The organism is Luteimonas viscosa (assembly GCF_008244685.1).
Classification (GTDB): Bacteria; Pseudomonadota; Gammaproteobacteria; order Xanthomonadales; family Xanthomonadaceae; genus Luteimonas; species Luteimonas viscosa.
On sequence record NZ_VTFT01000003.1, the window covers coordinates 237,938 to 261,680 of the forward strand.

At 69.8% G+C, this 23,743-nt stretch carries 23 protein-coding genes, 4 tRNA genes and 1 pseudogene; 18 read left to right on the forward strand and 10 right to left on the reverse strand.

Annotation, left to right across the window (positions count from 1 at the left end):
• Positions 1-252 precede the first annotated feature (252 nt).
• From FZO89_RS18125 to FZO89_RS18135, 3 genes are all read left to right on the forward strand, one after another.
• Entirely contained in the window at positions 253-2,649 is a 2,397-nt protein-coding gene (locus tag FZO89_RS18125; RefSeq protein WP_149104863.1) for a S8 family serine peptidase, read from the forward strand.
• 112 nt (positions 2,650-2,761) lie between these two features.
• Entirely contained in the window at positions 2,762-5,080 is a 2,319-nt protein-coding gene (locus FZO89_RS18130) for a proprotein convertase P-domain-containing protein (protein ID WP_149104864.1), read from the forward strand.
• A gap of 326 nt (positions 5,081-5,406) precedes the next feature.
• Positions 5,407-5,745 (forward strand): hypothetical protein, encoded by a 339-nt coding sequence (locus FZO89_RS18135; RefSeq protein ID WP_149104865.1) that lies wholly within the window; start codon positions 5,407-5,409, stop codon positions 5,743-5,745.
• 12 nt (positions 5,746-5,757) lie between these two features.
• On the opposite strand, the gene FZO89_RS18140 is transcribed toward FZO89_RS18135, so the two are convergent.
• The 3 genes from FZO89_RS18140 to wrbA all read right to left on the reverse strand — a co-directional run bounded on the left by FZO89_RS18140 (position 5,758) and on the right by wrbA (position 7,248).
• Positions 5,758-6,246, reverse strand: coding sequence for an asparaginase domain-containing protein (locus FZO89_RS18140; protein WP_149104866.1), 489 nt, complete (start codon positions 6,244-6,246; stop codon positions 5,758-5,760).
• A gap of 67 nt (positions 6,247-6,313) precedes the next feature.
• On the reverse strand, positions 6,314-6,658 hold the full coding sequence (locus tag FZO89_RS18145; RefSeq protein WP_149104867.1) for a DUF2069 domain-containing protein: 345 nt from the start codon (positions 6,656-6,658) through the stop codon (positions 6,314-6,316).
• Positions 6,658-7,248 (reverse strand): NAD(P)H:quinone oxidoreductase, encoded by a 591-nt coding sequence (gene wrbA, locus FZO89_RS18150; protein ID WP_149104868.1) that lies wholly within the window; start codon positions 7,246-7,248, stop codon positions 6,658-6,660. Before wrbA ends, FZO89_RS18145 begins: the two co-directional genes overlap by 1 nt.
• Positions 7,249-7,336: 88 nt before the next feature.
• On the opposite strand from wrbA, the gene FZO89_RS18155 reads away from it, so the two are divergent.
• Genes FZO89_RS18155 through FZO89_RS18165 form a run of 3 tightly spaced genes read left to right on the forward strand, consistent with a single transcriptional unit; the run spans position 7,337 to position 9,515 of the window.
• Entirely contained in the window at positions 7,337-8,611 is a 1,275-nt protein-coding gene (locus FZO89_RS18155; RefSeq protein WP_149104869.1) for a YihY family inner membrane protein, read from the forward strand.
• Positions 8,608-9,243, forward strand: a complete 636-nt coding sequence (locus FZO89_RS18160; RefSeq protein ID WP_149104870.1) for a TlpA disulfide reductase family protein — start codon at positions 8,608-8,610, stop codon at positions 9,241-9,243. Before FZO89_RS18155 ends, FZO89_RS18160 begins: the two co-directional genes overlap by 4 nt.
• Complete coding sequence (locus tag FZO89_RS18165; protein ID WP_149104871.1) at positions 9,243-9,515, forward strand: acylphosphatase; 273 nt, start codon at positions 9,243-9,245, stop codon at positions 9,513-9,515. The genes FZO89_RS18160 and FZO89_RS18165 overlap by 1 nt, the downstream gene beginning before the upstream one ends.
• Before the next feature lie 6 nt (positions 9,516-9,521).
• Here FZO89_RS18165 and FZO89_RS18170 read toward each other — a convergent pair whose 3' ends face one another.
• From FZO89_RS18170 to hemA, 7 genes are all read right to left on the reverse strand, one after another.
• The gene (locus FZO89_RS18170) at positions 9,522-9,941 is read right to left on the reverse strand and encodes a hypothetical protein (protein ID WP_149104872.1); all 420 of its coding nucleotides are present in this window, start codon (positions 9,939-9,941) and stop codon (positions 9,522-9,524) included.
• Between the two features lie 6 nt (positions 9,942-9,947).
• A complete protein-coding gene (ppk2, locus tag FZO89_RS18175; RefSeq protein ID WP_149104873.1) occupies positions 9,948-10,724 on the reverse strand; it encodes a polyphosphate kinase 2 in 777 nt (258 codons plus the stop codon).
• Complete coding sequence (locus FZO89_RS18180; protein WP_149104874.1) at positions 10,721-11,059, reverse strand: helix-turn-helix domain-containing protein; 339 nt, start codon at positions 11,057-11,059, stop codon at positions 10,721-10,723. The genes ppk2 and FZO89_RS18180 overlap by 4 nt, the downstream gene beginning before the upstream one ends.
• A complete protein-coding gene (gene moaB, locus FZO89_RS18185) occupies positions 11,056-11,580 on the reverse strand; it encodes a molybdenum cofactor biosynthesis protein B (protein ID WP_149104875.1) in 525 nt (174 codons plus the stop codon). The genes FZO89_RS18180 and moaB overlap by 4 nt, the downstream gene beginning before the upstream one ends.
• A 200-nt stretch (positions 11,581-11,780) precedes the next feature.
• On the reverse strand, positions 11,781-12,227 hold the full coding sequence (locus FZO89_RS18190) for a GNAT family N-acetyltransferase (protein ID WP_149104876.1): 447 nt from the start codon (positions 12,225-12,227) through the stop codon (positions 11,781-11,783).
• A 2-nt stretch (positions 12,228-12,229) separates the two neighbouring features.
• Complete coding sequence (prfA, locus tag FZO89_RS18195) at positions 12,230-13,315, reverse strand: peptide chain release factor 1 (protein WP_149104877.1); 1,086 nt, start codon at positions 13,313-13,315, stop codon at positions 12,230-12,232.
• A complete protein-coding gene (gene hemA / locus FZO89_RS18200; RefSeq protein WP_149104878.1) occupies positions 13,293-14,567 on the reverse strand; it encodes a glutamyl-tRNA reductase in 1,275 nt (424 codons plus the stop codon). Before hemA ends, prfA begins: the two co-directional genes overlap by 23 nt.
• 96 nt (positions 14,568-14,663) lie before the next feature.
• Here hemA and FZO89_RS18205 point away from each other — a divergent pair, with 96 nt between their 5' ends.
• From FZO89_RS18205 to tuf, 12 genes and pseudogenes are all read left to right on the forward strand, one after another.
• Complete coding sequence (locus FZO89_RS18205) at positions 14,664-16,352, forward strand: tetratricopeptide repeat protein (RefSeq protein ID WP_149104879.1); 1,689 nt, start codon at positions 14,664-14,666, stop codon at positions 16,350-16,352.
• A pseudogene (lolB, locus tag FZO89_RS18960) lies at positions 16,349-16,969 on the forward strand (lipoprotein insertase outer membrane protein LolB); the annotation flags it as partial. The gene FZO89_RS18205 and the pseudogene lolB, both read left to right, overlap by 4 nt.
• Positions 16,970-17,350: 381 nt before the next feature.
• Positions 17,351-18,235: a 4-(cytidine 5'-diphospho)-2-C-methyl-D-erythritol kinase gene (gene ispE / locus FZO89_RS18215; protein ID WP_149104880.1), complete on the forward strand. Its 885-nt coding sequence runs from the start codon at positions 17,351-17,353 to the stop codon at positions 18,233-18,235.
• An 82-nt stretch (positions 18,236-18,317) separates the two neighbouring features.
• A tRNA-Gln gene (locus FZO89_RS18220) sits at positions 18,318-18,393 on the forward strand.
• 143 nt (positions 18,394-18,536) lie between these two features.
• Positions 18,537-19,496 carry a ribose-phosphate diphosphokinase gene (locus tag FZO89_RS18225; RefSeq protein ID WP_149104881.1) on the forward strand — a complete coding sequence of 320 codons (960 nt, stop codon included), beginning with the start codon at positions 18,537-18,539 and terminating at the stop codon, positions 19,494-19,496.
• Positions 19,497-19,690: 194 nt separating this feature from the next.
• Entirely contained in the window at positions 19,691-20,356 is a 666-nt protein-coding gene (locus tag FZO89_RS18230) for a 50S ribosomal protein L25/general stress protein Ctc (protein ID WP_149104882.1), read from the forward strand.
• 116 nt (positions 20,357-20,472) lie between these two features.
• Positions 20,473-21,054, forward strand: coding sequence for an aminoacyl-tRNA hydrolase (gene pth / locus FZO89_RS18235; protein WP_149104883.1), 582 nt, complete (start codon positions 20,473-20,475; stop codon positions 21,052-21,054).
• A gap of 77 nt (positions 21,055-21,131) precedes the next feature.
• Positions 21,132-22,223, forward strand: coding sequence for a redox-regulated ATPase YchF (gene ychF / locus FZO89_RS18240; protein ID WP_149104884.1), 1,092 nt, complete (start codon positions 21,132-21,134; stop codon positions 22,221-22,223).
• Positions 22,224-22,375: 152 nt separating this feature from the next.
• Positions 22,376-22,461 (forward strand) — tRNA-Tyr (locus FZO89_RS18245).
• Positions 22,462-22,494: 33 nt separating this feature from the next.
• Positions 22,495-22,568 (forward strand) — tRNA-Gly (locus FZO89_RS18250).
• A 44-nt stretch (positions 22,569-22,612) separates the two neighbouring features.
• Positions 22,613-22,688, forward strand: a tRNA-Thr gene (locus FZO89_RS18255).
• A gap of 90 nt (positions 22,689-22,778) precedes the next feature.
• On the forward strand, positions 22,779-23,743 hold a 965-nt coding region (gene tuf, locus FZO89_RS18260; protein WP_149104885.1), incomplete at its 3' end, for an elongation factor Tu.

The following is a 23,743-nucleotide window of genomic DNA, read 5'->3' on the forward strand; positions in this document are numbered from 1 at the left end:
CAACAGACAGCGCTCGACATGTTGAAATCGTGACACATGTCTCGATTTCACATGCAACTGATTCCCATGTGCCCGTTGCGGCACGGTTCAGGTGTCGTGTAGCGTCAGTTTGCGGACGGTTGTGTCAGTTCGCATTCATGTCGAGTGACGCGAGACACAGGGATGTTCCACGCCGATTCCACCCCTCTGGTCCCGTGCCGGCCGGCCGATCGCCGCCCAGGCGGCTTTTCTTTTTTCCGGGGGTAGCTTCCGATGTCCAGAGTCTCAAAGCATCCTGCACGCCTGCATGCGCTTGCAGCCGCGACTGCCGTTGCCCTGTCCTCGCTGGTCGCCGCACCGGCCCTGGCGGGCCGCGCAGACCTCGATGGCCTGCAGTCGGCCACCGCGTTCGACCAGTTCATCGTCAAGTACAAGGCGGGGGCCCCGGCACGGACCGACGCCGCGATCCGCGCGCGCGGGCTGGATGCCGCCGCGCAGGCGCTGGTCGGCGCCTCGCCGGCGATGCGGACCACGGGTGCGCCGCGGATCGCCCACCAGCGGCGCCTGGTGATCGGCGCGGACGTGATCCGGGTCGATCGCAAGCTCGACCGCGTGGATGCCGAGACGCTGATGCGCCAGCTCGCGGCCGACCCGGCCGTTGAATACGTCGAAGTCGACAAGATCAACAAGCCGCTGCTGACCCCGAACGATCCTCGCTACGCCTCGCAGTGGCATTACCACGAGGCCACCGGCGGCCTCAACCTGCCGTCTGCCTGGGACAAGTCCACCGGCACAGGCGTGGTGGTGGCGGTGCTCGACACCGGCATCGTCAGCCACAGCGACCTCAACGCCAATCGCCTGGCGGGCTACGACTTCATCTCCAACACATCGGTCGCCGGCGACGGCAACGGCCGCGACAGCGATCCCAGCGACCCGGGCGACTACTACGGCGGCTACGCCTCGAGCTGGCACGGCAGCCACGTGGCGGGCACCGTCGCCGCGGTCACCAACAACAACAACGGCGGTGCGGGCGTCGCATTCAACGCGAAGATCGTGCCGGTGCGCGTGCTCGGTCGCGGAGGCGGCTACGATTCGGACATCATCGACGCGATCGCCTGGGCTTCGGGCGGAAGTGTGTCCGGAGTGCCGGCCAACGCCAATCCGGCCGAGGTGATCAACCTCAGCCTGGGCGGCTCCGGCGCGTGTTCGACCTCGTGGCAGAACGCGATCAACGCGGCGGTCAACCGCGGCAGCACGATCGTCATCGCCGCCGGCAACGACAACGCCAACGTCTCCGGCTTCTCGCCCGGCAACTGCGCCAACATCGTCTCGGTGGCGGCCAACGACCGCCAGGGCAACCGCGCCTGGTATTCCAACTACGGCAGCCTGATCGACGTCACCGCGCCCGGCGGCGAAACCTGCGTGCCCAATGCCAGCAACACCGGCTGCACCTCGACCGCCACGCCGAACGAGGGCGTGTGGTCGACGGTGAACGCCGGCAGCACCACCCCGACCACCGAGTCCTACGCCTCGTTCCAGGGCACCTCGATGGCGGCGCCGCACGTGGCGGGCGTGGTCGCGCTGATGCAGGCGGTGGCACCGACGCCGCTCACGCCGGCGCAGGTCGAGACCATCCTCAAGGACACCGCGCGCTCGCTGCCAGGCAACTGCAGCGGCGGCTGCGGCGCCGGCATCGTCGATGCGAATGCCGCGGTGGTCGCGGCGATGGGCGGCACGCCGCCGGTGAACAATCCGCCGACCGCGAACTTCACCTCGTCCGCGAGCGGCCTCACGGTGCAGTTCACCGACACCTCCACCGACAGCGACGGCAGCATCGCCTCGCGCAGCTGGAATTTCGGCGACGGCACCACGTCGACCGCGGCCAATCCCAGCAAGACGTACTCGGCGGCGGGTACCTACACCGTGTCGCTGACGGTCACCGACGACGACGGCGCCAGCAACACCCGCACGCAATCGGTGACGGTGAGCAGCGGCGGTGGCGGCAGCGTGCTGCAGAACGGGGTGCCGGTCACGGGGATCTCGGGCGCATCGGGAAGCACGCAGTTCTGGACGATCAATGTCCCGGCCGGCGCCAGCAACCTGGTGATCGCCACCTCCGGCGGCAGCGGCGATGCCGACCTGTACGTGCGCTTCGGCTCGGCTCCGACCACGTCGGCCTACGACTGCCGCCCCTACCGCAACGGCAACAGCGAGTCGTGTTCGTTCGCCTCGCCGCAGGCAGGCACCTACCACGTCATGCTGCGCGGTTACTCGGCGTATTCGGGCGTCACCCTCACCGGCTCCTACTCGGCCGGCGGTGGCGGCGGCTCGCAGACCTACAGCAACGGCACCGACTATCCGATCAGCGACAACAGCACCGTCGAAAGCCCGATCGCGGTTTCCGGTCGCAGCGGCAACGCACCGAGCAACACGCCGGTGGCGGTCGACATCCGCCACACCTACCGCGCCGACCTGAAGGTCGACCTGGTGGCGCCGGACGGCAGCGTGTACGTGCTGCACAACCGCAGCGGCGGCAGCGCCGACAACATCATCGGCACGTACACCGTCAACCTGTCCAGCGAGCCGCGCAACGGCACCTGGCGGCTGCGGGTCAACGACAACGCGGGTGGCGACACCGGCTACATCAACAGCTGGAGCATCACGTTCTGATGCACCAAGCGAGGATCACCGCAAGATGAGGTGAAAGGGGCGGCACCCCGGGCAACCGGCGTGCCGCCTTTCTTTTTGATGGCGAAAGCCGATCGCAAGAGGAGTCGACGGAATGAAACTGATCACCGGTTGGATCATCGCGGGCATGCTGGCGGCGGGAGCGGCGCAGGCCGCGCCCGGCGACGCGCGACCTGCGGCTTTCAGCGAGCGGCTGCCCGCGGAACACACCGTGGAAGTACGCAGCATGCCCGGCGTCGATGTCGCCAGGCTGCGGGCGGAGGACGCGCGGCGCTCGGCGAAGCTGACCAATGCGCCGGTGCGGTTCGCCGCCCCGCTCGCGGTCGACATCACGCCCGCCACCGCGGGCGACTGGGATGCGGTAGGCGACCGGCTGGTCTGGCGCCTGCGCGTGCAGTCGAAGGACGCGCTGTCGCTGAACTTCGGCTTCAGCGAGTACGTCATGCCCGAGGGCGGGCACATGCTGGTCTATCCGGCCGGGCTGTCGCGCAATGCCAGCCAGGAGCTGATCCGCACCTTCACCAGCGACGACAACAAGCCGCACCGCAAGCTCTGGACGCCGGTGGTGTCGGGCGACCATGCGGTGATCGAGGTGGTGGTGCCGAAGGAGCGGGCGGGTGAGCTCAGGCTGCGCCTGACCAGCGTCAACCACGACTACGTCGGCTTCGACCGGCTGGCGCGCGTCGGCATGGTGCAGCCCGCGGGCGTGTCCGGCAGCTGCAACATCGACGTGGTCTGTCCCGAGGGCGACGAGTGGCGCGACCAGATCCGCTCGGTCGGCGCGTACTCGCGCTTCGGCACCTTCTACTGCAGCGGCTCGCTGGTGAACAACACCGCCAACGACCAGTCGATGTACTTCCTGACCGCGAACCACTGCGGCATGGGCACCGCCGACGCCGCGGCCAGCATCGTGGTGTACTGGAATTACCAGAACTCGGTCTGCCGCACGCCCGGCAGCGCGGAGAGCGGCGCCGACGGCGACGGCAGCCTCGACCAGAACCAGACCGGTGCGACGCCGCTGGCCAGCTACTCGGCCTCCGACTTCACCCTGCTCGAGCTCGACGAACCTGCGGACGAGGAATTCAACCTCTACTGGTCCGGCTGGGACCGTCGCGACATGATCTTCCCCGGCGCGACCGGCATCCATCACCCGCGCGTGGCCGAGAAGCGCATCACCCATTCGTCCAACCCGCTGCTGATCAGCGGTTACTTCGCCACCGGCACCGACCACCTGCACGTGTTCTGGAACCAGCCCGGCACCACCGAGGGCGGCTCGTCGGGGTCGCCGCTGTACAGCCCGGACGGCCGCGTGATCGGCCAGCTGCATGGCGGACTGGCGTCGTGCTCCACCAGCGGCGACGACCACAGCGACTACTACGGCCGCGTCTTCACTTCCTGGACCGGCGGTGGCACCGACGCGTCGCGCCTGAGCACCTGGCTCGACCCGGCGGGCACGGGCGCGGAGTTCATCGACGGCCTGGATTCGACCCCGACCGATCCGACCCTGCCGGTCGCCGGCTTCACCTGGACGGCCGAGGAGCTGAGCGTCACCTTCACCAGCACCTCGACCGATGACGGCGCGACGCTGGACCATGCCTGGGACTTCGGCGACGGCAACACCTCGACCGAAGAGAACCCCGTGCATACCTATGCGGCGGACGGCAGCTACGAGGTGACCCTGACGGTCACCGACGCCGATGCGAACACCGACGCGTATTCGGCCACGGTGGACGTGGCGGCCATCCCCGATGCCATCGACCTGGTGAATGGCGAAACGGTAAGCGGGCTCTCCGGCGCCGCCGGCAGTGCCACGCTGTACCGTCTGGTGGTGCCGGAGAACGGAACCGGGCCGCTGAGCTTCCGCACCTACGCCGGCACCGGCAACGTCTCGTTGTACGTCAGCCATGAGGAAGTGCCGACCGCCGAGGCCTACGACTGGCGTTCGACCCGCCCGGGCAACAACGAGGCCATCGTCATCGCCGATCCGGAGCCGGGCACCTACTACGTGCTGCTGCAGGGCGTCGCCGCGTATTCGGGCGTGCGCCTGGTCGCGACCCATGGCCTGAGCGAGACCTACGGCAACGACACGCCGTTCCCGATCCCGGACAACACCCCCGCCGGCATCGAGAGCCCGATCACCGTCTCCGGCGCCAGCGGCAATGCCTCGGCCGAGACCGAGGTGTACGTCGACATCACCCACACCTGGATCGGCGACCTCATCGTCACCCTGGTGGCGCCGGATGGCAGCAGCTACGTGCTGCACAACCGGAGCGGTGGCAGCGCCGACGACATCGACGCCACCTACACCGTCGACCTGTCCAGCGAACCCAAGAACGGCACCTGGCTGCTGCAGGTGTCGGACAACGCCGGGGCGGATACCGGCACGCTCAACCGCTGGAGCATCACGTTCTGACCGAAGTGGCTTGCGCCACGTCGCGATTGCAGTCCTGCGGCCCCGGTTTCCGGGGCCGCTCTTGTTTCCGCCCGCTTCACGGGCCCGGCGGGCATCGCCCGGCAACGTTCATCCGGTTGGAACGGCAGCTGCGGCACGATGCGGTTTTGCTGTCTTCCGCTTGCCCGGGGAAGATGGAGCCCGGACCCGATAGTCCGGTCCCACACGTTTCGCGGAGGCCGCTCATGCAGGCAACACGCTGGAGATTGCGCCGATGGTTCGCCTGGTGCCTGCTGCCGCCCTGCCTGCTGCTTGCCGCCTGCGCGACCGCAACCGGAGATCCTCCCGTGGCCCCAGCTTCCTTCGAACTGACCGGTGAAGGGCCATTCCAGCGCTTCATCGTCCGCTATCGCGCCGACAGCGAACCCGGACGGGACAAGGCCGCCGTGCCGGCGCGGCTCGAACGCACCGCGGCCGCGGCAGCGGTCTCGCCGCCGCCGCAACTGAGCTGGCAGCGGCGACTGGCGGTGGACGCGGACCTGTTCACTGCGGAGCGTCCGCTCGATCGCCAGGCCGCCATTTCCCTGATGCGGGCGTTCGACGACGACCCGGACGTCGAATACATCGAGGTCGACCGGATGAAGGGCATCGACCCGATCCGGCCGATGCCAATGCGCGGCGACTGACCCGCCGGGCCTTCAGTCGATCGGTTCGAAGCGGTTGGCGTCCACGTTCTTGCGCACCTTCGCCGGATCCCAGATGCGGCCGTTCATCGCGATGTAGACCCCGGGCGGCAGCGACTGCACTGCGCCGACCGCGGTGCCGATGTTGAACTCCGCATCCGAGCCGCGGAAGCGCGCCGGGCTCAGCGCGCCGGTCAGCACGATGGTCTTGCCCGGGATCGAGGCCAGCACCTGCGCCGTCGCCACCATCGAATCGGTGCCGTGGGTCACCAGCACGTGCCGCGCCGGCTGCGCGGCGATCGTCGCGCGCACCAGTTCGCGGTCGGCGTCGCCCAGGTGCAGCGAATCCTTGCGCAGGATCGGGATCACGCGATAGCGGAAGGCCACGCCCAGTTCCTCGAGCATGCGCCCGATCTGCGGGTCGCCGATCTGGTAGTCCGACTTGTCGTCGAAGTAGATCTTGTCGATGGTGCCACCGGTGGTGACGATCAGCAGTTCTTCCATTGCGGTCCTCCCTGCCGGCGCGGGGGCGCGCCGGTGCTGGATGTCGCGGCGGCGCGTCCGCGGTGATTCAACGCCTGCGGCCGAAGCGCGCCCGCAAGCCGGGCCAGCTGGAGGCGAACACCAGCAGCACGGACAACGCGGTCGCGGCCAGCGCGAACGGTCTTTGCCCCGGCTCCGACCATGCGGTCATCACGCCGTGGCAGAACAGCAGCAGCCCCAGCACGCCGGCCCAGAACGCGGCCTTCGGGCTGCCGAGCAGGGCGCCGCCAAGCAGCAGCACGAGTGGCAGCACGAACACCATCATCGCCGCGACGAAATGCGGATCGCCGTGGAACCATGCCAGGTACAGCGCGGCCAGCGCGGCCAGCGTCGCCGACAGCAGCAGGCGCGGTGGGCGTTCGACGCGCAGCATCAGGCGAGCTTCGCGGCGAGCGTGGCGATGCGTCGCCCCAGTGCGCGGGCGAGCGTGGCTTCCTCGTCGCTCGGCACCGGGTCGTCCGCCTGGCCGGCGACGTGGCTGGCGCCATAGGGCGTGCCGCCGCTGCGGGTGCTGCTCAACAGCGGTTCGGTGTAGGGGATGCCGGCGATCACGCAGCCGTGGTGCAGCAGCGGCACCAGCATGGTCAGCAGGGTCGCCTCCTGGCCGCCGTGCAGGGTCGCGGTCGAGGTGAACACCGCGGCCGGCTTGCCGACCAGGGTGCCGCTGGCCCATTCCGCGCCCAGGTCGTCGATGAAGTGCTTCAGCGGCGCGGCCATGTTGCCGAAGCGCGTCGGACTGCCCAGCAACAGGCCGGCGCATTCGGCCAGGTCCGCGTGCTCGACGTAGGGCGCGCCTTCCTCCGGGACGGGCGGGGCGGCGACCCGGGTCACCGGCGCCACCGGCGGCACGGTGCGCAGGCGCGCGGCCATGCCCGGGACTTCGCCGACGCCGCGCGCGACCTGCCGCGCCAGCTGCGCGACCGAGCCGTTGCGGCTGTAGTACAGCACCAGGATGTCGGGCATGCGCGGCTCCAGGGACGAGACGTCATTTTGACAGGCTTTCGGCGCGGCGCTCACCGATGCGCGCCGCCGGCTTTGCTACGCTTCGCCGATGCAGCCGATGGCCATGCTCGATCTGTGGAAGTCCCGCATGCGCGACCGCGCGCGGGCCGGCACGTTCGCGCGCTTCCTCGCCAGGCGCTTCCTCGACGACCGCCTGTTCCAGGCGGCGGCCGCGCTGGCCTACACCACCATCTTCGCGCTGGTGCCGCTGGCGATCGTGGTGCTGGGCGTGCTTTCGGCATTCCCGGTGTTCGGGGAATGGCGCGACCAGCTGACCGAGTACATCTTCTCGAACTTCGTGCCGAGCGCGGCCAGCACGGTCAAGGACACCCTGTTGCGGCTGGTCGGCGACGCCACCACGATCACCGTGGCCGGCGCGATCGGCCTGATCGTCTCGCTGCTGATCACGCTCAACAGCATCGAGGCGACCTTCAACCACATCTGGCGGGTGCCGTCCTCGCGCCCGCAGCTGGGCCGGTTCCTGGTCTACTGGACGGTGCTGACGCTGGGCGCGCTGCTGGCGGCGGCGTCGCTGGCGATGTCGGCCTGGGTGTTCGCGCTGCCGGTGTTCTCCACCAGCGAGGGCAAGCTGCTGTCCGGGCTGGCGCTGCGCGTCGCCCCGGTCCTGATCGAACTGATGGTGATCACCGCGCTCTACCGGGTGGTGCCGCACCGGTCGGTGGCGTTGCGCCACGCCTTCGCCGGAGCGCTGCTGGCGACGATCCTGCTGGAACTGATCAAGTGGGCGCTCGGCGTCTACCTCGGCACCTTCACCAGCTACCAGCGGATCTACGGCGCGCTCGCGGCGCTGCCGATCCTGATGCTGTGGATCTACCTGGGGTGGGTCGCGATCCTGCTCGGTGCCTCGTTCGCCTCGGCGATCTCCGCGTTCCGCTACCAGCCGGCGGCGATGCGCCTGCCGGAGGGCTACGAGCTTTACGGCCTGCTGCGCCTGCTCGGCCGGTTCGCCGAGGCGCGGCGTGGCGGCCGCGGCCTGCATACCGAACAGATGCTGGACATCGAGCCGATGCTCACCGACAACCAGCTCAAACAGTTCCTGGCGCAGTTGTCGGAGATCGACCTGCTCAAGCGCGCCGAGAGCGGGGAATGGCTGCTCGCGCGCGACCTCGACACGCTGACGCTCGCAGACCTGTACGAGGCCTGCCAGTTGCGCATCCCGGTGTCGGAAGCCTGGCTGCCGTGTCGCGACGACGCGCTCGGTGCCGCCGCGATCGCCGCCCTGGACGAGTTGCGCCTGCCGCTGCGCGCGCTGCTCAAGCGAAACGTCGCCCATCTCTATCCTTGCAAAGGGGAAGCCGCATGAAACGCCGTGTCTCTGGTGTCATCCTCATCGCCCTGCTGCTGGCGGCCTGCCAGCCGGCCGCGGACCAGCCCGCCGAACCCGCCTCGCCACCCGCGGACGGAACGCCGGCCACGACCGGCGCCGATCCTGCGCAACCGGATGCGGCGGAGGATGCCGAGCAGGCGCCAAGGCCCGAGGAGCCGGGCCTGCAGGTGGCCACCATCGACGGCGGCCAGTACGACCTCGCCGAACACCGCGGCAAGTGGGTGGTCGTCAACTTCTGGGCGACCTGGTGCTCGCCCTGCCTGAAGGAGATGCCGGAGCTGTCGGCGCTGCACACCATGCGCGAGCACATCACCGTCGTCGGCCTGGCCTACGAGGAGATCGACGTGCCCTCGATGCAGTCGTTCCTCGCCGAGCATCCGGTGGCGTACCCGATCGCGATCATCGACGTGTACGCGCCGCCGGCCGATTTCGAGACGCCGCGCGGGCTGCCGATGACTTACCTGATCGCTCCGGACGGCAAGGTCGCCCGCCAGTTCCTCGGACCGGTCACCGCGAAGGAGATCGAGACCGCGATCGCCAGCAATGGCGGGCCCGCGCTCGATCCGCCGGCGGCCGAGGAGCCGGAGAAGGAGGCGGGGAAGGCGTGATGCCGGCCGCGCGCTTCCTCGTCGACGGTCGCGTGCAGGGCGTGTGCTTCCGGGCCGCTACGCGCACGCAGGCACTTGCGCTGGGGCTGCGGGGGCATGCGCAGAACCTGGCCGACGGTCGCGTCGAGGTGCTGGCGGTGGGGGAGGCGCAGGCGCTCGAGGCGCTGGCGCAATGGCTCGAGGACGGTCCGCCGCTGGCGAGGGTGGACGGCGTTTCGCGCGAGGATCTCGCCCACGCGCCATCCGTGGGCACCGGTTTCGAGGTGAGCTGATCCCGGTTACGGCGTGCCGGCAGTACGCAGTCGCGCTGCACGCGCGGCCTGGACTTCGTCGAGCGGCGGTGGGCGCGCGACCGCCGCACGCACCTGGTTGCGCCAGCCCGGCAGCTTGCGGATGCCGGCGGCGGTCGCCTCCAGTCCCTTGTTGATGGCGATCTGCACGATGCCGCCGCGCATGCCGATTTCCTCCATGCTCGGCGGCTCGTCCCAGTGTCGCGAGAACACCGTGCCGTCCACGTCCACCGGGTTGCGGAAGGCGAAAGGATCGACCGGTGGGCGCTCGCCGACGACGCGCACGGTATCCATCTCGGTGACGGGGTCCGATCCGGGTGTCGGCACCGGCGTCGCGGCGCCGGCGTCTTCCTGTGCGGCCGATTCGGCACAGGCGCAGCAGAGCAGGGCCAGCAGCAGCGCCCGCACCGGTCCTCAGGCCCGGAACGGCTTCAGCGGTCGCAGCATGCCGTAGCGTTCGCGCAGGGGCTTGCCTTCGAGCGGCGGCAGGTCGATGTCGGGCGGCGGCACGCGGGTATCGGGCAGGCGGTCGAGCAGGTCGCGGATCAGGGTCAGGCGCCCGCGCTTCTGGTCGTTGAAATCCACCAGCGTCCACGGCGCGTATGCCGTGTGCGTGGCCTTGAGCATCGCCTCGCGCGCGCGGGTGTAGTCGTCGTAGCGCCGGCGCGCCTCGACGTCGACCGGCGAAAGCTTCCAGCGCTTGAGCGGGTCGCACAGGCGTTCCTGGAAGCGTTCCTCCTGCTGTTCCTGGTCGCAGCACAGCCAGTACTTGAACAGCAGGATGCCGTCCTCCACCAGTTGCTTCTCGAAGACCGGTGCCTGCCTGAGGAACGCCTTGACCTGGGCATCCGTGGCGAAGCCCATCACCTTCTCCACGCCGGCGCGGTTGTACCAGCTGCGGTCGAACAGCGCGATCTCGCCGGCGGCAGGCAGGTGCGGCACGTAGCGCTGGAAGTACCACTGCGTGCTCTCGCGCTCGGTCGGCTTGGGCAGGGCCACCGTATGGCACTGGCGCGGGTTGAGCTGGTCGGCGATGGCGCCGATCGAGCCGCCCTTGCCGGCGGTGTCGCGACCCTCGAACAACACCAGCAGGCGCTGGCCGGTGTGCTGCAGCCAGCGCGACAGGGCCACCAGTTCGACCTGCATCGGTTCGAGCGCGGCTTCGTACTCCTTGCGCTTGAGCGGCTTCATTTCGCCTTGCCCTTGCGCATGCCGGCCATGCTCCGCGCCACTTCGAGCAGGGCGCCCTGGCGGCGGGTGTCGAGTGCGCGGTAGGCGACGAGCAGGTCGTGCTCGCCACGGGTGCGGGCCGGGTCGAAGGTGCTGGCCAGTTCCGCGAGCAGGGCGCCGGCAGGCACCCCGAAGGCCTTCGCGAGTGCGTCGAGCTGGTCCTTGCCCGGCTGCCGTTCGCCGCGCATCCAGGCCGAGACCGTGGCCACGCCGGCGCGCGGGATGGCGGTGGCGAGGTCGGCGACGCTCAGGCCGCGCGCCTTCGCCAGCAGGCGCAGGGTCTGGTCGATGCTCACGCCGTCTCCCCGAGCCGCGGGCGCAGCGTGGCCAGGTTGCAGGGGCGCGTACGCGCGTCGAGCTGGGCGCGGATGATCTTCTCCCAGGCGGTGCGGCAGGCCGAGGTCGAGCCGGGCAGGGCGAACAGGAAGGTGCCGTTGGCGAGGCCGGCGAATGCGCGCGACTGCAGCGCGGACGTGCCGATCTCCTCGAACGAGACCGCGCGGAACAGTTCGCCGAAACCGGGCATCTGCTTGTCCAGCAGGGGCAGCAGCGCCTCGGGGGTGGAATCGCGGCCGGTGAACCCGGTGCCGCCGGTGACCAGCACGCCGTCCACGGCCGGATCGGCGATCCATTTCGACACCAGGGCGCGCATGGCGTAGCGGTCGTCGGGCAGCAATGCGCGCTCGTGCAGGTGGTGGCCCTGCTCCGCGAGCGCGGCAGCGAGGTAATCGCCGGATGCATCCTCGGCCGGCGTGCGCGAGTCGGACACGGTCAGCACGCACAGGCGCAGTGGGGTATGGATGTCGGAAGCGGTCATGCCGGCAGCCTACCGCAGTCCGGCGGCGGTGGTCTGGGGACGGACGGGGCGCGGCCGGTGCCGCGAGGCATCCGCCGCGCGGGCGGCAGGCTTCAGCGGCGCTGCGGGCGGATGCCCCGGCCGTGCGAATCGCAGGCATTCCACTGGTCGATGAGAGCGGCAGCTGCGAAAAGGCGGTCCGCCCGGGTGCCTGGCAACGATCAGTCGAGCGACCGCGAATACCACTGCGTGTCGTCTTCCTGCCAGCCCGCGGCGCGATAGGCCGCACGGGCGGGGCCGTTGTCGCGATGCGTTTCGAGCGAGATCGCGGCGGCGCCATCGGCGCGCGCGAACGCCTCCGATGCTTCGAGCAACGCCGTCGCGATGCCGAGCCGGCGCGCGGACTGCGCCACGAACAGGTCGTTGAGGATCCATGTCCGCGCGGTGCGCACCGAGGAGTACATCGGGTAGAGCTGGGCGAAGCCGACCGCCGCGTCGCCATGCCGCGCGACGAAGACGACCGACTCGCCGAAGCGCAGGCGGGCGCGCAACCAGTCGCGCGCGCGGGCCGGATCCGGCGGCTGGCCGTAGAACTGCCGGTAGGCGTCGAACAGGACGGCCAGCGCCTCGAGGTCGGCAGGCACCGCGCGGGCGATCGTCGTGTCCATGCTCAGTCTTCTTCCGTCAGCCGCGCCAGCGCGTCGGCCTGGTGCTCGCGCGACAGGCGCTCGACCAGCGCGTCGAGGGCGCCCTCGAGCACGTTCGGCAGGTCGTACAGGGTCAGGCCCTCGACGCGGTGGTCGGTGATCCGGCCCTGCGGGTAGTTGTAGGTGCGGATGCGCTGGCTGCGGTCGCCGCTGCCGACCTGCAGCTTGCGGCTGGCGGCTGTGGCGGCGGCGCGGCGCTCGGCCTCGGCTTCGGCCAGCGTGGCGCGCAGGCGCTTCATCGCCTTGTCGCGGTTGGCGTGCTGCGAGCGCTCGGTCTGCGACTCGACCACGATGCCGCTGGGCAGGTGGGTGATGCGGATGGCCGAGTCCGTCTTGTTGACGTGCTGGCCGCCGGCGCCGGAGGAGCGGAAGGTGTCGACCCGCAGGTCGGCGGGATTGATCTCGACCGGCTCGCCGTCCTCTTCCACCGGGATGATGGCCACGGTGGCGGCCGAGGTGTGGATGCGTCCCTGCGATTCGGTCTCGGGCACGCGTTGCACGCGGTGGGTGCCGGATTCGAACTTGAGCCGGGCGTAGGCGCCTTCGCCGTCGACACGGGCGATGACCTCGCGGAAGCCGCCGTGCTCGCCCGGGCTGGCCGATTCGACCTCCACCCGCCAGCCCTGGCGCTCGGCGTAGCGCGAATACATGCGCAGCAGGTCGCCGGCGAAGATCGCGGCCTCGTCGCCGCCGGTGCCGGCGCGGATCTCGAGGTAGAGGCCGCCGTCGTCGCGGGCGTCGCGCGGCACCAGCAGCGCCATCAGGGTGTCGTCGAGCGCGGACAGGCGCGCGTTGGCGGCCTCGATTTCCTCGGCCGCGAGTTCGCGCAGCTCGGGATCGGAGCGCATCGCCTCGGCGGCGGCCAGGTCCTCGCGCGCGCGGCGTTCGTCGGCGAGCGCGGTGGCCAGCGGCGCGAGCCGCGAGAATTCGCGCGACAGGGCGCGGAAGCGCGACTGGTCGCCGGCGATGCCGGGATCGGCGAGCAGGCGTTCGAGTTCGTCGCGGCGTTCGGCCAGCGCTTCCAGCTTACGGCGCAGGGTCGGCAGCATCGGCGTCGCGTGGGGCAGGGGGCAGCAGGTCGTCGAACGAACGCAGGAAGTCGAGGTTGCCGCTGGCCACCGCCTCGCGCATCGCCGCGGTGGGGGCGTGCAGCAGGCGGTTGGTGAGGGTGTGGGCGAGCTGTTCGAGCACCGCCGCCGGATCCTGCCCGGTCGCGATCTGCTGCTTCGCGCGCGCCACCAGTTCGGCGCGGGTGGCATCGCCGTGCGCGCGCAGGCGCTTGAGCGGTTCGTTGCGGGCGCCGAACGCCAGCGCCTCGACGTAGCGCGACACCTGCAGGTCGATGATCGCCTCGGCATCCTGCGCCGCGTCGCTGCGGCTGCGGCGGTTGTGCTCGACCACCCGGTCGAGGTCGTCGACGGTGTAGACGAAGGCGTCGTCCAGTTCGGCGACGTCGGCGGCAATGTCGCGCGGCACCGCCAGGTCCATCAGCAGCATCGGCCGCCGCTTGCGCAGCGACAGCGCCTGCGAGATCTGCGGCCGGGTCAGGATCGGCGACTGGCTGGCGGTGGCGGAGAACACGATGTCGGCGAGGAACAGGTGCCGCTCCAGCTCGTCCAGCGGCAGCGCCACCGCGCCGTGGCGCGCCGCCAGTTCCTGCGCATGCTGGTAGGTGCGGTTGGCGACCAGCAGCCGCTTCACCTTCGCCTGCGCCAGGTGGCGGGCGGTCAGTTCGATGGTTTCGCCGGCCCCGACCAGCAGCACCACCGAGTCGGCCGGCCGCGCGAACGACTGCTGCGCCAGGCGTACCGCCAGCGATGCCACGGACACCGGACTGGTGCCGATCCGGGTCTCGGTGCGCGCGCGCTTGGCGGTGACGAACGCATGCTGGAACAACCGGTCGAGTTCGCCGCCGAGGGTGCCGGCGCCGCGCGCCATCGCCCACGCCTGCTTCACCTGGCCCAGGATCTGCGGTTCGCCGAGCACCAGCGAGTCCAGCCCGCAGGCGACCCGGAACAGGTGCCGCACGGCGTCGTCGCCGGCGTGGCGGTAGAGGTAGGCGTGGAGGTCGCCCTGTCCGGGATGGGTGGCCAGCCAGTCGGCGAGCCGTCGCCCGTCGCCGTCGGCCAGCGCATACAGTTCGGTGCGGTTGCAGGTCGACAGCAGCGCCACCTCGCGCACGCCCGGCAGCTCGCGCAGTTGCGCCAGCGCCGCCGGCACGGCGGCGTCTGCGAACGCCACGCGCTCGCGCAAGGCGACCGGCGCGGTCTGGTGGTTGATGCCGAGGGCGTAGAGGGTCATGCGCTTGGCTGGCGGGCCCGCCGGCGTTTGCCGTTCAGGCGCTTGCGATAAGCTTTCGGGTCGAGAAGCCACCATTTTAAGGCCCGGCCGACGTCGATGCCCGTTTTTCCGAACTCCGCATGCCGGATCGCCCTGTCGGCCCTGTTGCTGGCGCTGCCGGTCCTGTCGATCGCGGCTCCCGATTCCGCTCGGGATGCGCTGCGCGACGACGTGCTCGGCGCGACCCTGGCGGGCGAGTATGCCCTGCAGGCCGGGCGCCTTGACGAAGCCGCCGGCTGGTACCTCGACGCCGCGCGCGCCGCCGGCGACGGCGATGCCGGCCTGGCCGAACGCGCGACCCGCATCGCCCTGCTGGGCCAGGACGACCGCGCCGCCGCGGCCGCCCTCGCACTCTGGCGCCAGCGCGCACCGGCCTCGATGTCGATGCGCGCGGCCGAGGCCACGCTGGCATTGCGCGCGGGGAAGGAGCGGCTGGCGGCCCGCCAGTTGCGGGCGCTGATGCTGGATCCGGATCCCGCCGGCTGGCGGCACGCGCTGTCGGTGATCGCCACCGGTCCGCGCGAGCCGGAGACCTCGGCGAAGATGATGCGCCGTCTGTTCGAGGCCGGCGCGGTGCCCGACGCGCTGCCGGTGTGGCTCGCGTTCGGCGACCTGGCGCAGCGGCTCGACCAGGACGACCTCGCGCGCCAGGTGATCGCGCACATCGTGGAGCGCTACCCCGGCGAGCCGCGCGTGGCCCTGCTGCGTGCCTCCCGGCTGCGGGAGACCGGAGACCTCGCCGGAGCGCGCGCCGCGTTGCAGGATGCAGGCGACGCGGCCCTGATCGTGCCCGAACTGCGCCTGGCCATGGCCGCCGAATACGACGCCCTGGGCGATCCCGCGGTTGCGGAACAGCTGCTGGCCAGGGGCCCCCAGGACCGCCGCATCCAGGCCCTGCGTGCGTCGCTGCTGGCCAAGGCCGAAGACGAGGACGCGCTGACGCGTCTGTATGACGAACTGCGCCGCGACGCCGGCGATCCCGATCCCTCGCTGCGACTGCTGCTGGGGCAGGTCGCCGGGTTCCTCGATCGCCACGCCGAGGCGCTGGAGTGGTACGAGAGCGTTCCCGGCGGCGAGGCGCGGCTGCAGGCGCGACTGCAGGCGACCAACGCCCTGCACGATCTGGGACGCCGCGAGGAGGCCTTCGAAGCGCTGCGGCAGTTGCAGGCGGATGGCGCGATCAACGAGGACGCGCGTCGCGCCGCCTACCTGGTCGAGGGTGAACTGCGCGCCAGGGACGAGGACTTCGACGCCGAGAACGACGCCTATACGCGCGGCCTGGCCGACTGGCCGGACGAACCCTCGCTGCTGTATGCGCGTGCGCTCATGTGGGAACGCCGCGACGACATCCCGCGCGCCGAGGCCGACCTGCGCACGATCCTGGTCGCCGACCCCGAGAACGTCGCCGCGCTCAACGCGCTGGGCTACACCCTGGCCGATCGCACCGAACGCTACCGGGAAGCGCTGGAACTGATCGACCGCGCACGCGTCGCCGAGCCGGGCAATGCCGCGATCATCGACAGCTACGGCTGGGTGCTGTACCGCCTAGGCCGCCTCGACGAGGCGCTGGTGGAACTGCGCCGCGCCTACACCCTGCAGAAGGACGCCGAGATCGCCGCGCACATCGCCGAGGTGCTGTGGGTGATGGACCGCAGGGACGAGGCGCGCAGGTACTTCGACGACGCGCGCCGGCTCGACCCCGAGAACCGCTCGCTGCAGCGGGCGCTCGAGAAGACCGGCGCATGAGCCGGCTGCGCCTCCATGCGCTGGCGGCGGTGGCCGCGGCATTGCTCGCTGCCTGCGCCTCGCAGCCGACCCGGGCGCCGGTGCCGGTCGATCGCGAGCAGGCGGCGCGTGCGGACGCGCAGCGTGCCGCGATCGGGGACTGGGCGCTGGAAGGGCGGGTCGCGATCTCCAGTGGGCGCCAAGGCGGCAGTGGGCGGCTCGACTGGACCCAGCGCGGCGGGCACTACGACATCGCGCTGGCCGCACCGGTGACCCGACAGGGCTGGCGGCTGAGCGGCGATGCCGGCGCGGCACGGCTGGAGGGCATCGAGGGCGGCCCCCGCGAGGGCAGGGAGGTGGAAGCGCTGCTGTTCGAGGCGACCGGCTGGGACATCCCGGTGCGTGCGATGGTCGACTGGGTCCGCGGCGTCCCCGCGCCGGCCGGGGCCCATGGCCCGGCGCGGCTGGAACATGGAGCGGGTGACCTTCCCATCCGCCTGGAACAGGGTGGTTGGCGGATCGAGTACCGCGACTGGTACGAGGCCGGAGCCGGCCAGCCTGCGCTGCCGAAGCGGATCGAGGCGAGCCGGGACGAGGCGCGGGTGAAGCTGGTGGTCGATGGCTGGACCGTGGTGCCGCGGCAGGCCGGTTCCTCGCCGACCGACGATGCGGCGGCACCGGACGTGCAGCTCGAGCTTGGCCTGCAGGCGCTGCGGCTCGACGATCCCGCGGCCGACATGGTGGCATGGGTCGAGGCCGGCGACCTGCGCCCGGTCGGCGTCTGCGGCTTCGCCTGCCTGGCCCCCGGCTACGGCCACGGGCGCGGGGACGCGGCCGCGCACGGGATCGACATGCGGATCATCGACGGCACCGGCGACGTGGTGCTCGGCGAGCGCCACCTGCAACTCAAACGCCAGGCCGAGGCCTATGCGCAGGCCTACGACGCCGCGCTCGCGGCCTGGCGTGCCGCGCATCCAGGCGAGGGTGGCGAGGGCGGCGCGGCGGCCGCGGACTGAGCCGTGGCGGCCGTTCCCGATCCGGACGGCTGGTCGTCCTGGCCGGCCCCGGCCAAGCTGAACCTGTTCCTGCGCATCCCGCGCCGGCGCGCAGACGGCTACCACGAGCTGCAGACCGTGTTCCGGATGCTGGACTGGGGCGACACCCTACGCATCCGGACACGCGATGAGCCGGCCATCCGCCGCCAGGGCAGCTCACTGGCCGGCGTCGCGGAGGCGGACGATCTCGTCGTGCGGGCGGCAAAATTGCTGCAAACGGAATCGAACTGCGGGAAAGGTGCGGAGATCTCCGTCGAAAAGCGTATTCCGGCAGGCGCCGGCTTCGGTGGCGGCTCTTCCGACGCTGCGACCGTCCTGCGCGCCCTGGACCTGCTCTGGGGACTGGAGATGGGCGTGGACCGGCTCGCCGCGCTGGGCCTGCAGCTGGGCGCCGATGTGCCTGTCTTCGTGCATGGCGCGAACGCCTGGGCCGAGGGGGTGGGCGAACGGCTCACGCCGGTCGAGCTTCCGCCGGCCTGGTACGTGCTCGTGGATCCGGGCGTCCATGTCGCGACCGCGGCCCTGTTCCAAAGCCCTGAATTGACGAGGAATGCCGCACCCGCGACAATATCCGACTTCGTTTCGGGAACTGGGCTCGGCAATGCGTTCGAGCCGGTGCTGCGCCGCCGCGAACCCGCCGTCGAGGCGGCGTTCGTCGCGCTGGCGCGGATCGGCACGCCGCGATTGACCGGGTCGGGTAGTGGCTGTTTCGTCGAGTTCGCCACGCGCGAATCCGCCGAGGCCGCGCTGGCCGCGCTGCCGCCGGGCCTCAGGGCCTGGGTGGTGGCGGGCGCGGCGCGCTCGCCGTTGCTGGATGCGCTCGAACAAGCCGTGATTGGTGATTGGTGATTGGTGATTGGGAAGAACAGAAGGCGCGTGCGGTTGCTTTTCCCAGTCGCGAATCACCAGTCACGAGTCACGTCCCAGCAACAGGGGCGTCGCCAAGCGGTTAAGGCACCGGGTTTTGATCCCGGCATGCGCAGGTTCGAATCCTGCCGCCCCTGCCAGAAGAGCCGTGATCGGTGATTCGTGATTGGTGATTCGTCAGGACGGGAAGTCCCGGCCCTGCTGTTCTTTCCAATCACGAATCACCAATCGCCAATGACGTTCCCCCACCCGCGCGGTCAGAGCGAAGCGGAGTAGCAAGGAAATGAAGGAAGATCGGAACCTGTTGATCTTCTCGGGCAACGCGAACAGGCCGCTGGCCAAGGCGGTCTGTCGCGAGCTCGGGGTCCGCCCCGGCAAGGCGCTGGTCTCGACGTTTTCAGACGGCGAGGTGCAGGTCGAGATCGAGGAGAACGTGCGCCGGCAGGACGTGTTCGTCATCCAGCCGACCAATGCGCCCTCGGCCGAGCACCTGATGGAGCTGCTGGCGCTGATCGACGCGCTCAAGCGCGCATCGGCGACCTCGGTGACCGCGGTAGTGCCGTACTTCGGCTACGCGCGGCAGGACCGGCGGATGCGCTCCTCGCGCGTGCCGATCACCGCCAAGCTGGCGGCGCGGATGTTCACCGCGGCCGGCGCCGACGGACTGCTGACGGTCGATCTCCACGCCGACCAGATCCAGGGCTTCTTCGACATCCCGGTGGACAACGTGTACGCCTCGCCGCTGCTGCTGGCCGACATCTGGCGCGCGCACGGCACCGACAACCTGATCGTGGTTTCGCCCGACGTCGGCGGCGTGGTGCGGGCCCGGGCCATCGCCAAGCGCCTCGACGACGCGGACCTCGCGATCATCGACAAGCGCCGGCCGAAGGCCAACGTCGCCACGGTGATGAACATCATCGGCGACGTCGAGGGCAAGACCTGCGTGCTGGTCGACGACATCGTCGACACCGCGGGCACGCTGTGCGCGGCGGCGGGGGCCCTCAAGGCCAGCGGTGCCAACAAGGTCGTCGCCTACTGCACCCATCCGGTGCTGTCGGGTGCGGCGATCGACAACATCACCCGTTCCCAGCTGGACGAACTGGTGGTGACCGACACCATCCCGCTGTCGGAGGCTGCCCGCGGCTGCGGTCGCATCCGCCAGCTCAGCGTCGCCGAGATGCTGGCCGAGACGATCCGCCGGGTCGCCTTCGGGGAGTCGGTGAGTTCGCTGTATCTGGATTGAGAGCGGTGATTGGTGACTGGTAATTGGTAATTCGTGATTGGTGATTCGAAAGAGCAGCTGCTTTTACCAATCACCAATCACCAATTACGAATCACGAATCACGAATCACCAGGTTCCACCGGCTCTTCTGGTCGCGGAAGAGTCGCCAAACCGCCGCGAGGCGGATCATTGCAACAACACTAGAGAGAAACAACATGGCAACGACGCACGAAATCAGGGTCGAACGCCGCGAAGACGAAGGGAAGGGTGCGAGCCGCCGCCTTCGTCGCGCCGGCAAGACTCCCGCCATCGTCTACGGTGGCGACCTCAAGCCCGTCAACATCCAGCTCGACCACGAGCCGTTGTGGGTGGCCAGCCAGAACGAGTGGTTCTATTCCTCGATCCTCGACCTCAGCCTGGGCGGGGACATCCAGAAGGTGCTGCTGCGCGACATCCAGCGCCATCCGTACAAGCAGCTGATCATGCACCTGGACTTCCAGCGCGTGAACGAAAAGGAGACGCTGCGCACCGCGGTGCCTCTGCACTTCCTCGGCGAGGACACTTCGCCGGCCGGCAAGTCCGTCGAGGTCGTGGTGCTCCACGAGCTCAACGAAGTCGTGGTGGAGTGCCTGCCCAAGGACCTGCCGGAGTTCATCGAGGTCGACCTGTCGGCCCTCGAGCTCGGCGCCACCGTGCACCTGTCCGACCTCAAGCTGCCGGAAGGCGTCGAGATTCCCGAGCTCAAGCTGGGCAAGGAGCACGATGTGGCGGTGGTCGTGGCGCGGCACGCCCGGGTCGAAGCTGCCGAGGAAACCGCCGAGGGCGACGAGGCTGGCGCTGACGTGCCGGCCAGCAAGGTGGCCAAGGACGACGAGAAGTGATCTTCGCCTAGGCGAAGATCACCCCGAGCCGCAGGCGAGGGGTCTCCTGATGGACGCGACCGGGATCCGGTGCGTCCAACGGGGGCCCATTGTCGCGCGGTCCGGACGACCCCCTGATGGAAGGACTGCGTCTCATCGTCGGCCTCGGCAATCCGGGGCGGGAATACGCGCGGACCCGGCACAATGCCGGGTTCCGCTTCGTCGACGCGCTCGCCGGCAAGGCCGGCGGCCGCTTCGGCATCGAGGGCAAGCTGTTCGGCGAGACCGCGAAGATCGACTTCGCCGGTCACCCGCTGTGGCTGCTGAAACCCGCGACCTTCATGAATCTCAGCGGCAAGTCGGTGGCCGCTGCGCTGCGCTACTGGAAGATCGAGCCGGAGCAGGCGCTGCTGGCTCACGACGAGCTCGACCTGCCGCCCGGCGCCGCCCGGTTGAAGTTCGACGGCGGACACGGCGGCCAGAACGGATTGCGCGACACGATGAAGCTGCTCGGCCACGGCCGGTTCCACCGCCTGCGCATCGGGATCGGACATCCGGGGCACAAGGACCGCGTCACCTCGTGGGTACTGGGACGGCCCGGCGCCGACGACGACATCCTGATCGATCGCGCCGTCGACGACGCGCTCGATGTCCTGCCGCTCGCGGTCCGCGGCGATTTCAACGAGGCGATGAAGCGGTTGCATACGAGCAGGGATTAGGGGATTGGGGATTCGGGATTCGGGAAGGCACGCGCTTTTTCGAATCCCGAATCCCGAATTCCCACTCCCGGATTCTCATGGGCATCCAATGCGGCATCGTCGGCCTGCCGAACGTCGGCAAGTCGACCCTTTTCAACGCGTTGACCAAGGCGGGCATCGCCGCGGCCAACTTTCCGTTCTGCACGATCGAGCCGAACGTCGGCGTGGTCCCGGTGCCGGATCCGCGGCTGGGCGCGCTGGCGGAGATCGTCAAGCCCGAGAAGGTGGTGCCGACCGCGGTCGAGTTCGTCGACATCGCCGGCCTGGTCGCCGGCGCGGCCAGCGGCGAGGGCCTGGGCAACAAGTTCCTGGCGCACATCCGCGAGGTCGACGCGATCACGCACGTGGTGCGCTGCTTCGATGATCCCGACGTGATCCATGTCGCCAACCGGGTCGACCCGATCGCGGACATCGAGACCATCGACACCGAACTGGCGCTGGCCGACCTGGATTCGGTCGACAAGGCGATCGCCCGTTACGAACGCGTGGCCAAGAGCGGCGACAAGGACGCCAAGGCACGGATCGAGGTGCTGCAGAAGCTCCGGGCGGCGCTGGACGACGGCAGGCCCGCGCGCTCGGTGGCGCTGGCGGACGAGGAACGCCCGCTGGTGCGCGAACTGTTCCTGCTGACCATGAAGCCGGTGCTGTACATCGCCAACGTGCTCGAGGACGGCTTCGAGGGCAATCCGCACCTGGATGCGGTGCGCGCCCGTGCGGCCGGCGAGGGCGCCGAGGTGGTGCCGGTGTCGGCCGCGATCGAGGAGGAGCTGAGCCAGCTCGAGGACGCCGACCGCGACGAGATGCTGTCCAGCTACGGGCTGGAGGAGCCGGGCCTGAACCGCGTGATCCGCGCCGCCTACCGCCTGCTGGGCCTGCAGACCTATTTCACCGCCGGAGTGAAGGAGGTCCGGGCCTGGACCGTGAAGGCCGGCGCCACCGCCCCACAGGCGGCAGCGGTCATCCACACCGATTTCGAGAAGGGCTTCATCCGCGCCGAGACCATCGGCTACGACGACTTCATCCGCTACCGCGGCGAGGCAGGGGCCCGCGAGGCCGGCCGGCTGCGGCTGGAGGGCAAGGATTACCGGGTGCAGGAAGGCGACGTGCTGCACTTCCGCTTCAACGTCTGAGCAGCGCGCTGCCCGCGCCAGGCCTGCCAAGGCGCCGGGGCGGGAGGCGTCCGGCCCGCGTGCGTATCCGGCGGACGGCGCGACAGGCGCGTTGACAGCGACCCGGCGCGTGGTCAAAATAACGGGCTGTTTCACGGGTTTGCGCGACGACCGGAGGGATACCCAAGCGGCCAACGGGGGCAGACTGTAAATCTGCTGGCTTACGCCTTCGGTGGTTCGAATCCACCTCCCTCCACCAGTCCCGTCACGCAGCACCAGGTTCCAACGCGGCGCGGGAGTAGTTCAACGGTAGAACCTCAGCCTTCCAAGCTGATGGTGCGGGTTCGATTCCCGTCTCCCGCTCCATTGCGCTGTTGCCCGGTTCCCGTGCCAAGGTTCCACAGATTCACGCTCACGTAGCTCAGTCGGTAGAGCACCTCCTTGGTAAGGAGGAGGTCGATGGTTCGATTCCATTCGTGAGCACCATCCATGCGGGGCAGCCCCGCAAGAGCCCGGCCGTTGCAGGCCGGACGTCTACACCAGCAGTCAAACCAACCGTCAGCGAGAGTCACAGTCATGGCAAAGGGTAAGTTCGAGCGCACCAAGCCCCACGTGAACGTGGGCACGATCGGCCACGTGGACCACGGCAAGACGACGCTGACGGCGGCGCTGACGAAGATCGGTGCCGAGCGTTTCGGTGGCGAGTTCAAGGCCTACGACGCGATCGACGCGGCGCCGGAGGAGAAGGCGCGCGGGATCACGATCTCGACCGCGCACGTGGAATACGAGTCCCCGAACCGGCATTACGCGCACGTGGATTGCCCGGGCCACGCCGACTACGTGAAGAACATGATCACGGGTGCGGCGCAGATGGACGGCGCGATCCTGGTGTGCTCGGCCGCGGACGGCCCGATGCCGCAGACGCGCGAGCACATCCTGCTGGCGCGGCAGGTGGGCGTGCCGTACATCGTGGTCTTCCTGAACAAGGCGGACATGGTGGACGACGCCGAGCTGCTGGAACTGGTGGAGATGGAAGTCCGCGAGCTGCTGAGCAAGTACGAGTTCCCGGGCGACGACACCCCGATCATCCACGGTTCGGCGCTCAAGGCGCTGGAAGGCGACCAGTCGGAGATCGGCGTGCCTGCGATCATCAAGCTGGTGGAGGCGCTGGACACCTGGATCCCGCAGCCCGAGCGCGACATCGACAAGCCGTTCCTGATGCCGGTCGAGGATGTGTTCTCGATCTCGGGCCGCGGCACGGTGGTGACGGGGCGGATCGAGCGTGGCGTGATCAAGGTGGGCGAGGAGATCGAGATCGTCGGTATCCGCGCGACCCAGAAGACGACGGTGACGGGCGTGGAGATGTTCCGCAAGCTGCTCGACCAGGGCCAGGCGGGCGACAACGCGGGCCTGCTGCTGCGCGGCACCAAGCGCGACGAGGTCGAGCGCGGCCAGGTGCTGTGCAAGCCCGGTTCGATCAAGCCGCACACCGAGTTCGAGGCCGAGGTGTACGTGCTGTCGAAGGACGAGGGCGGCCGTCA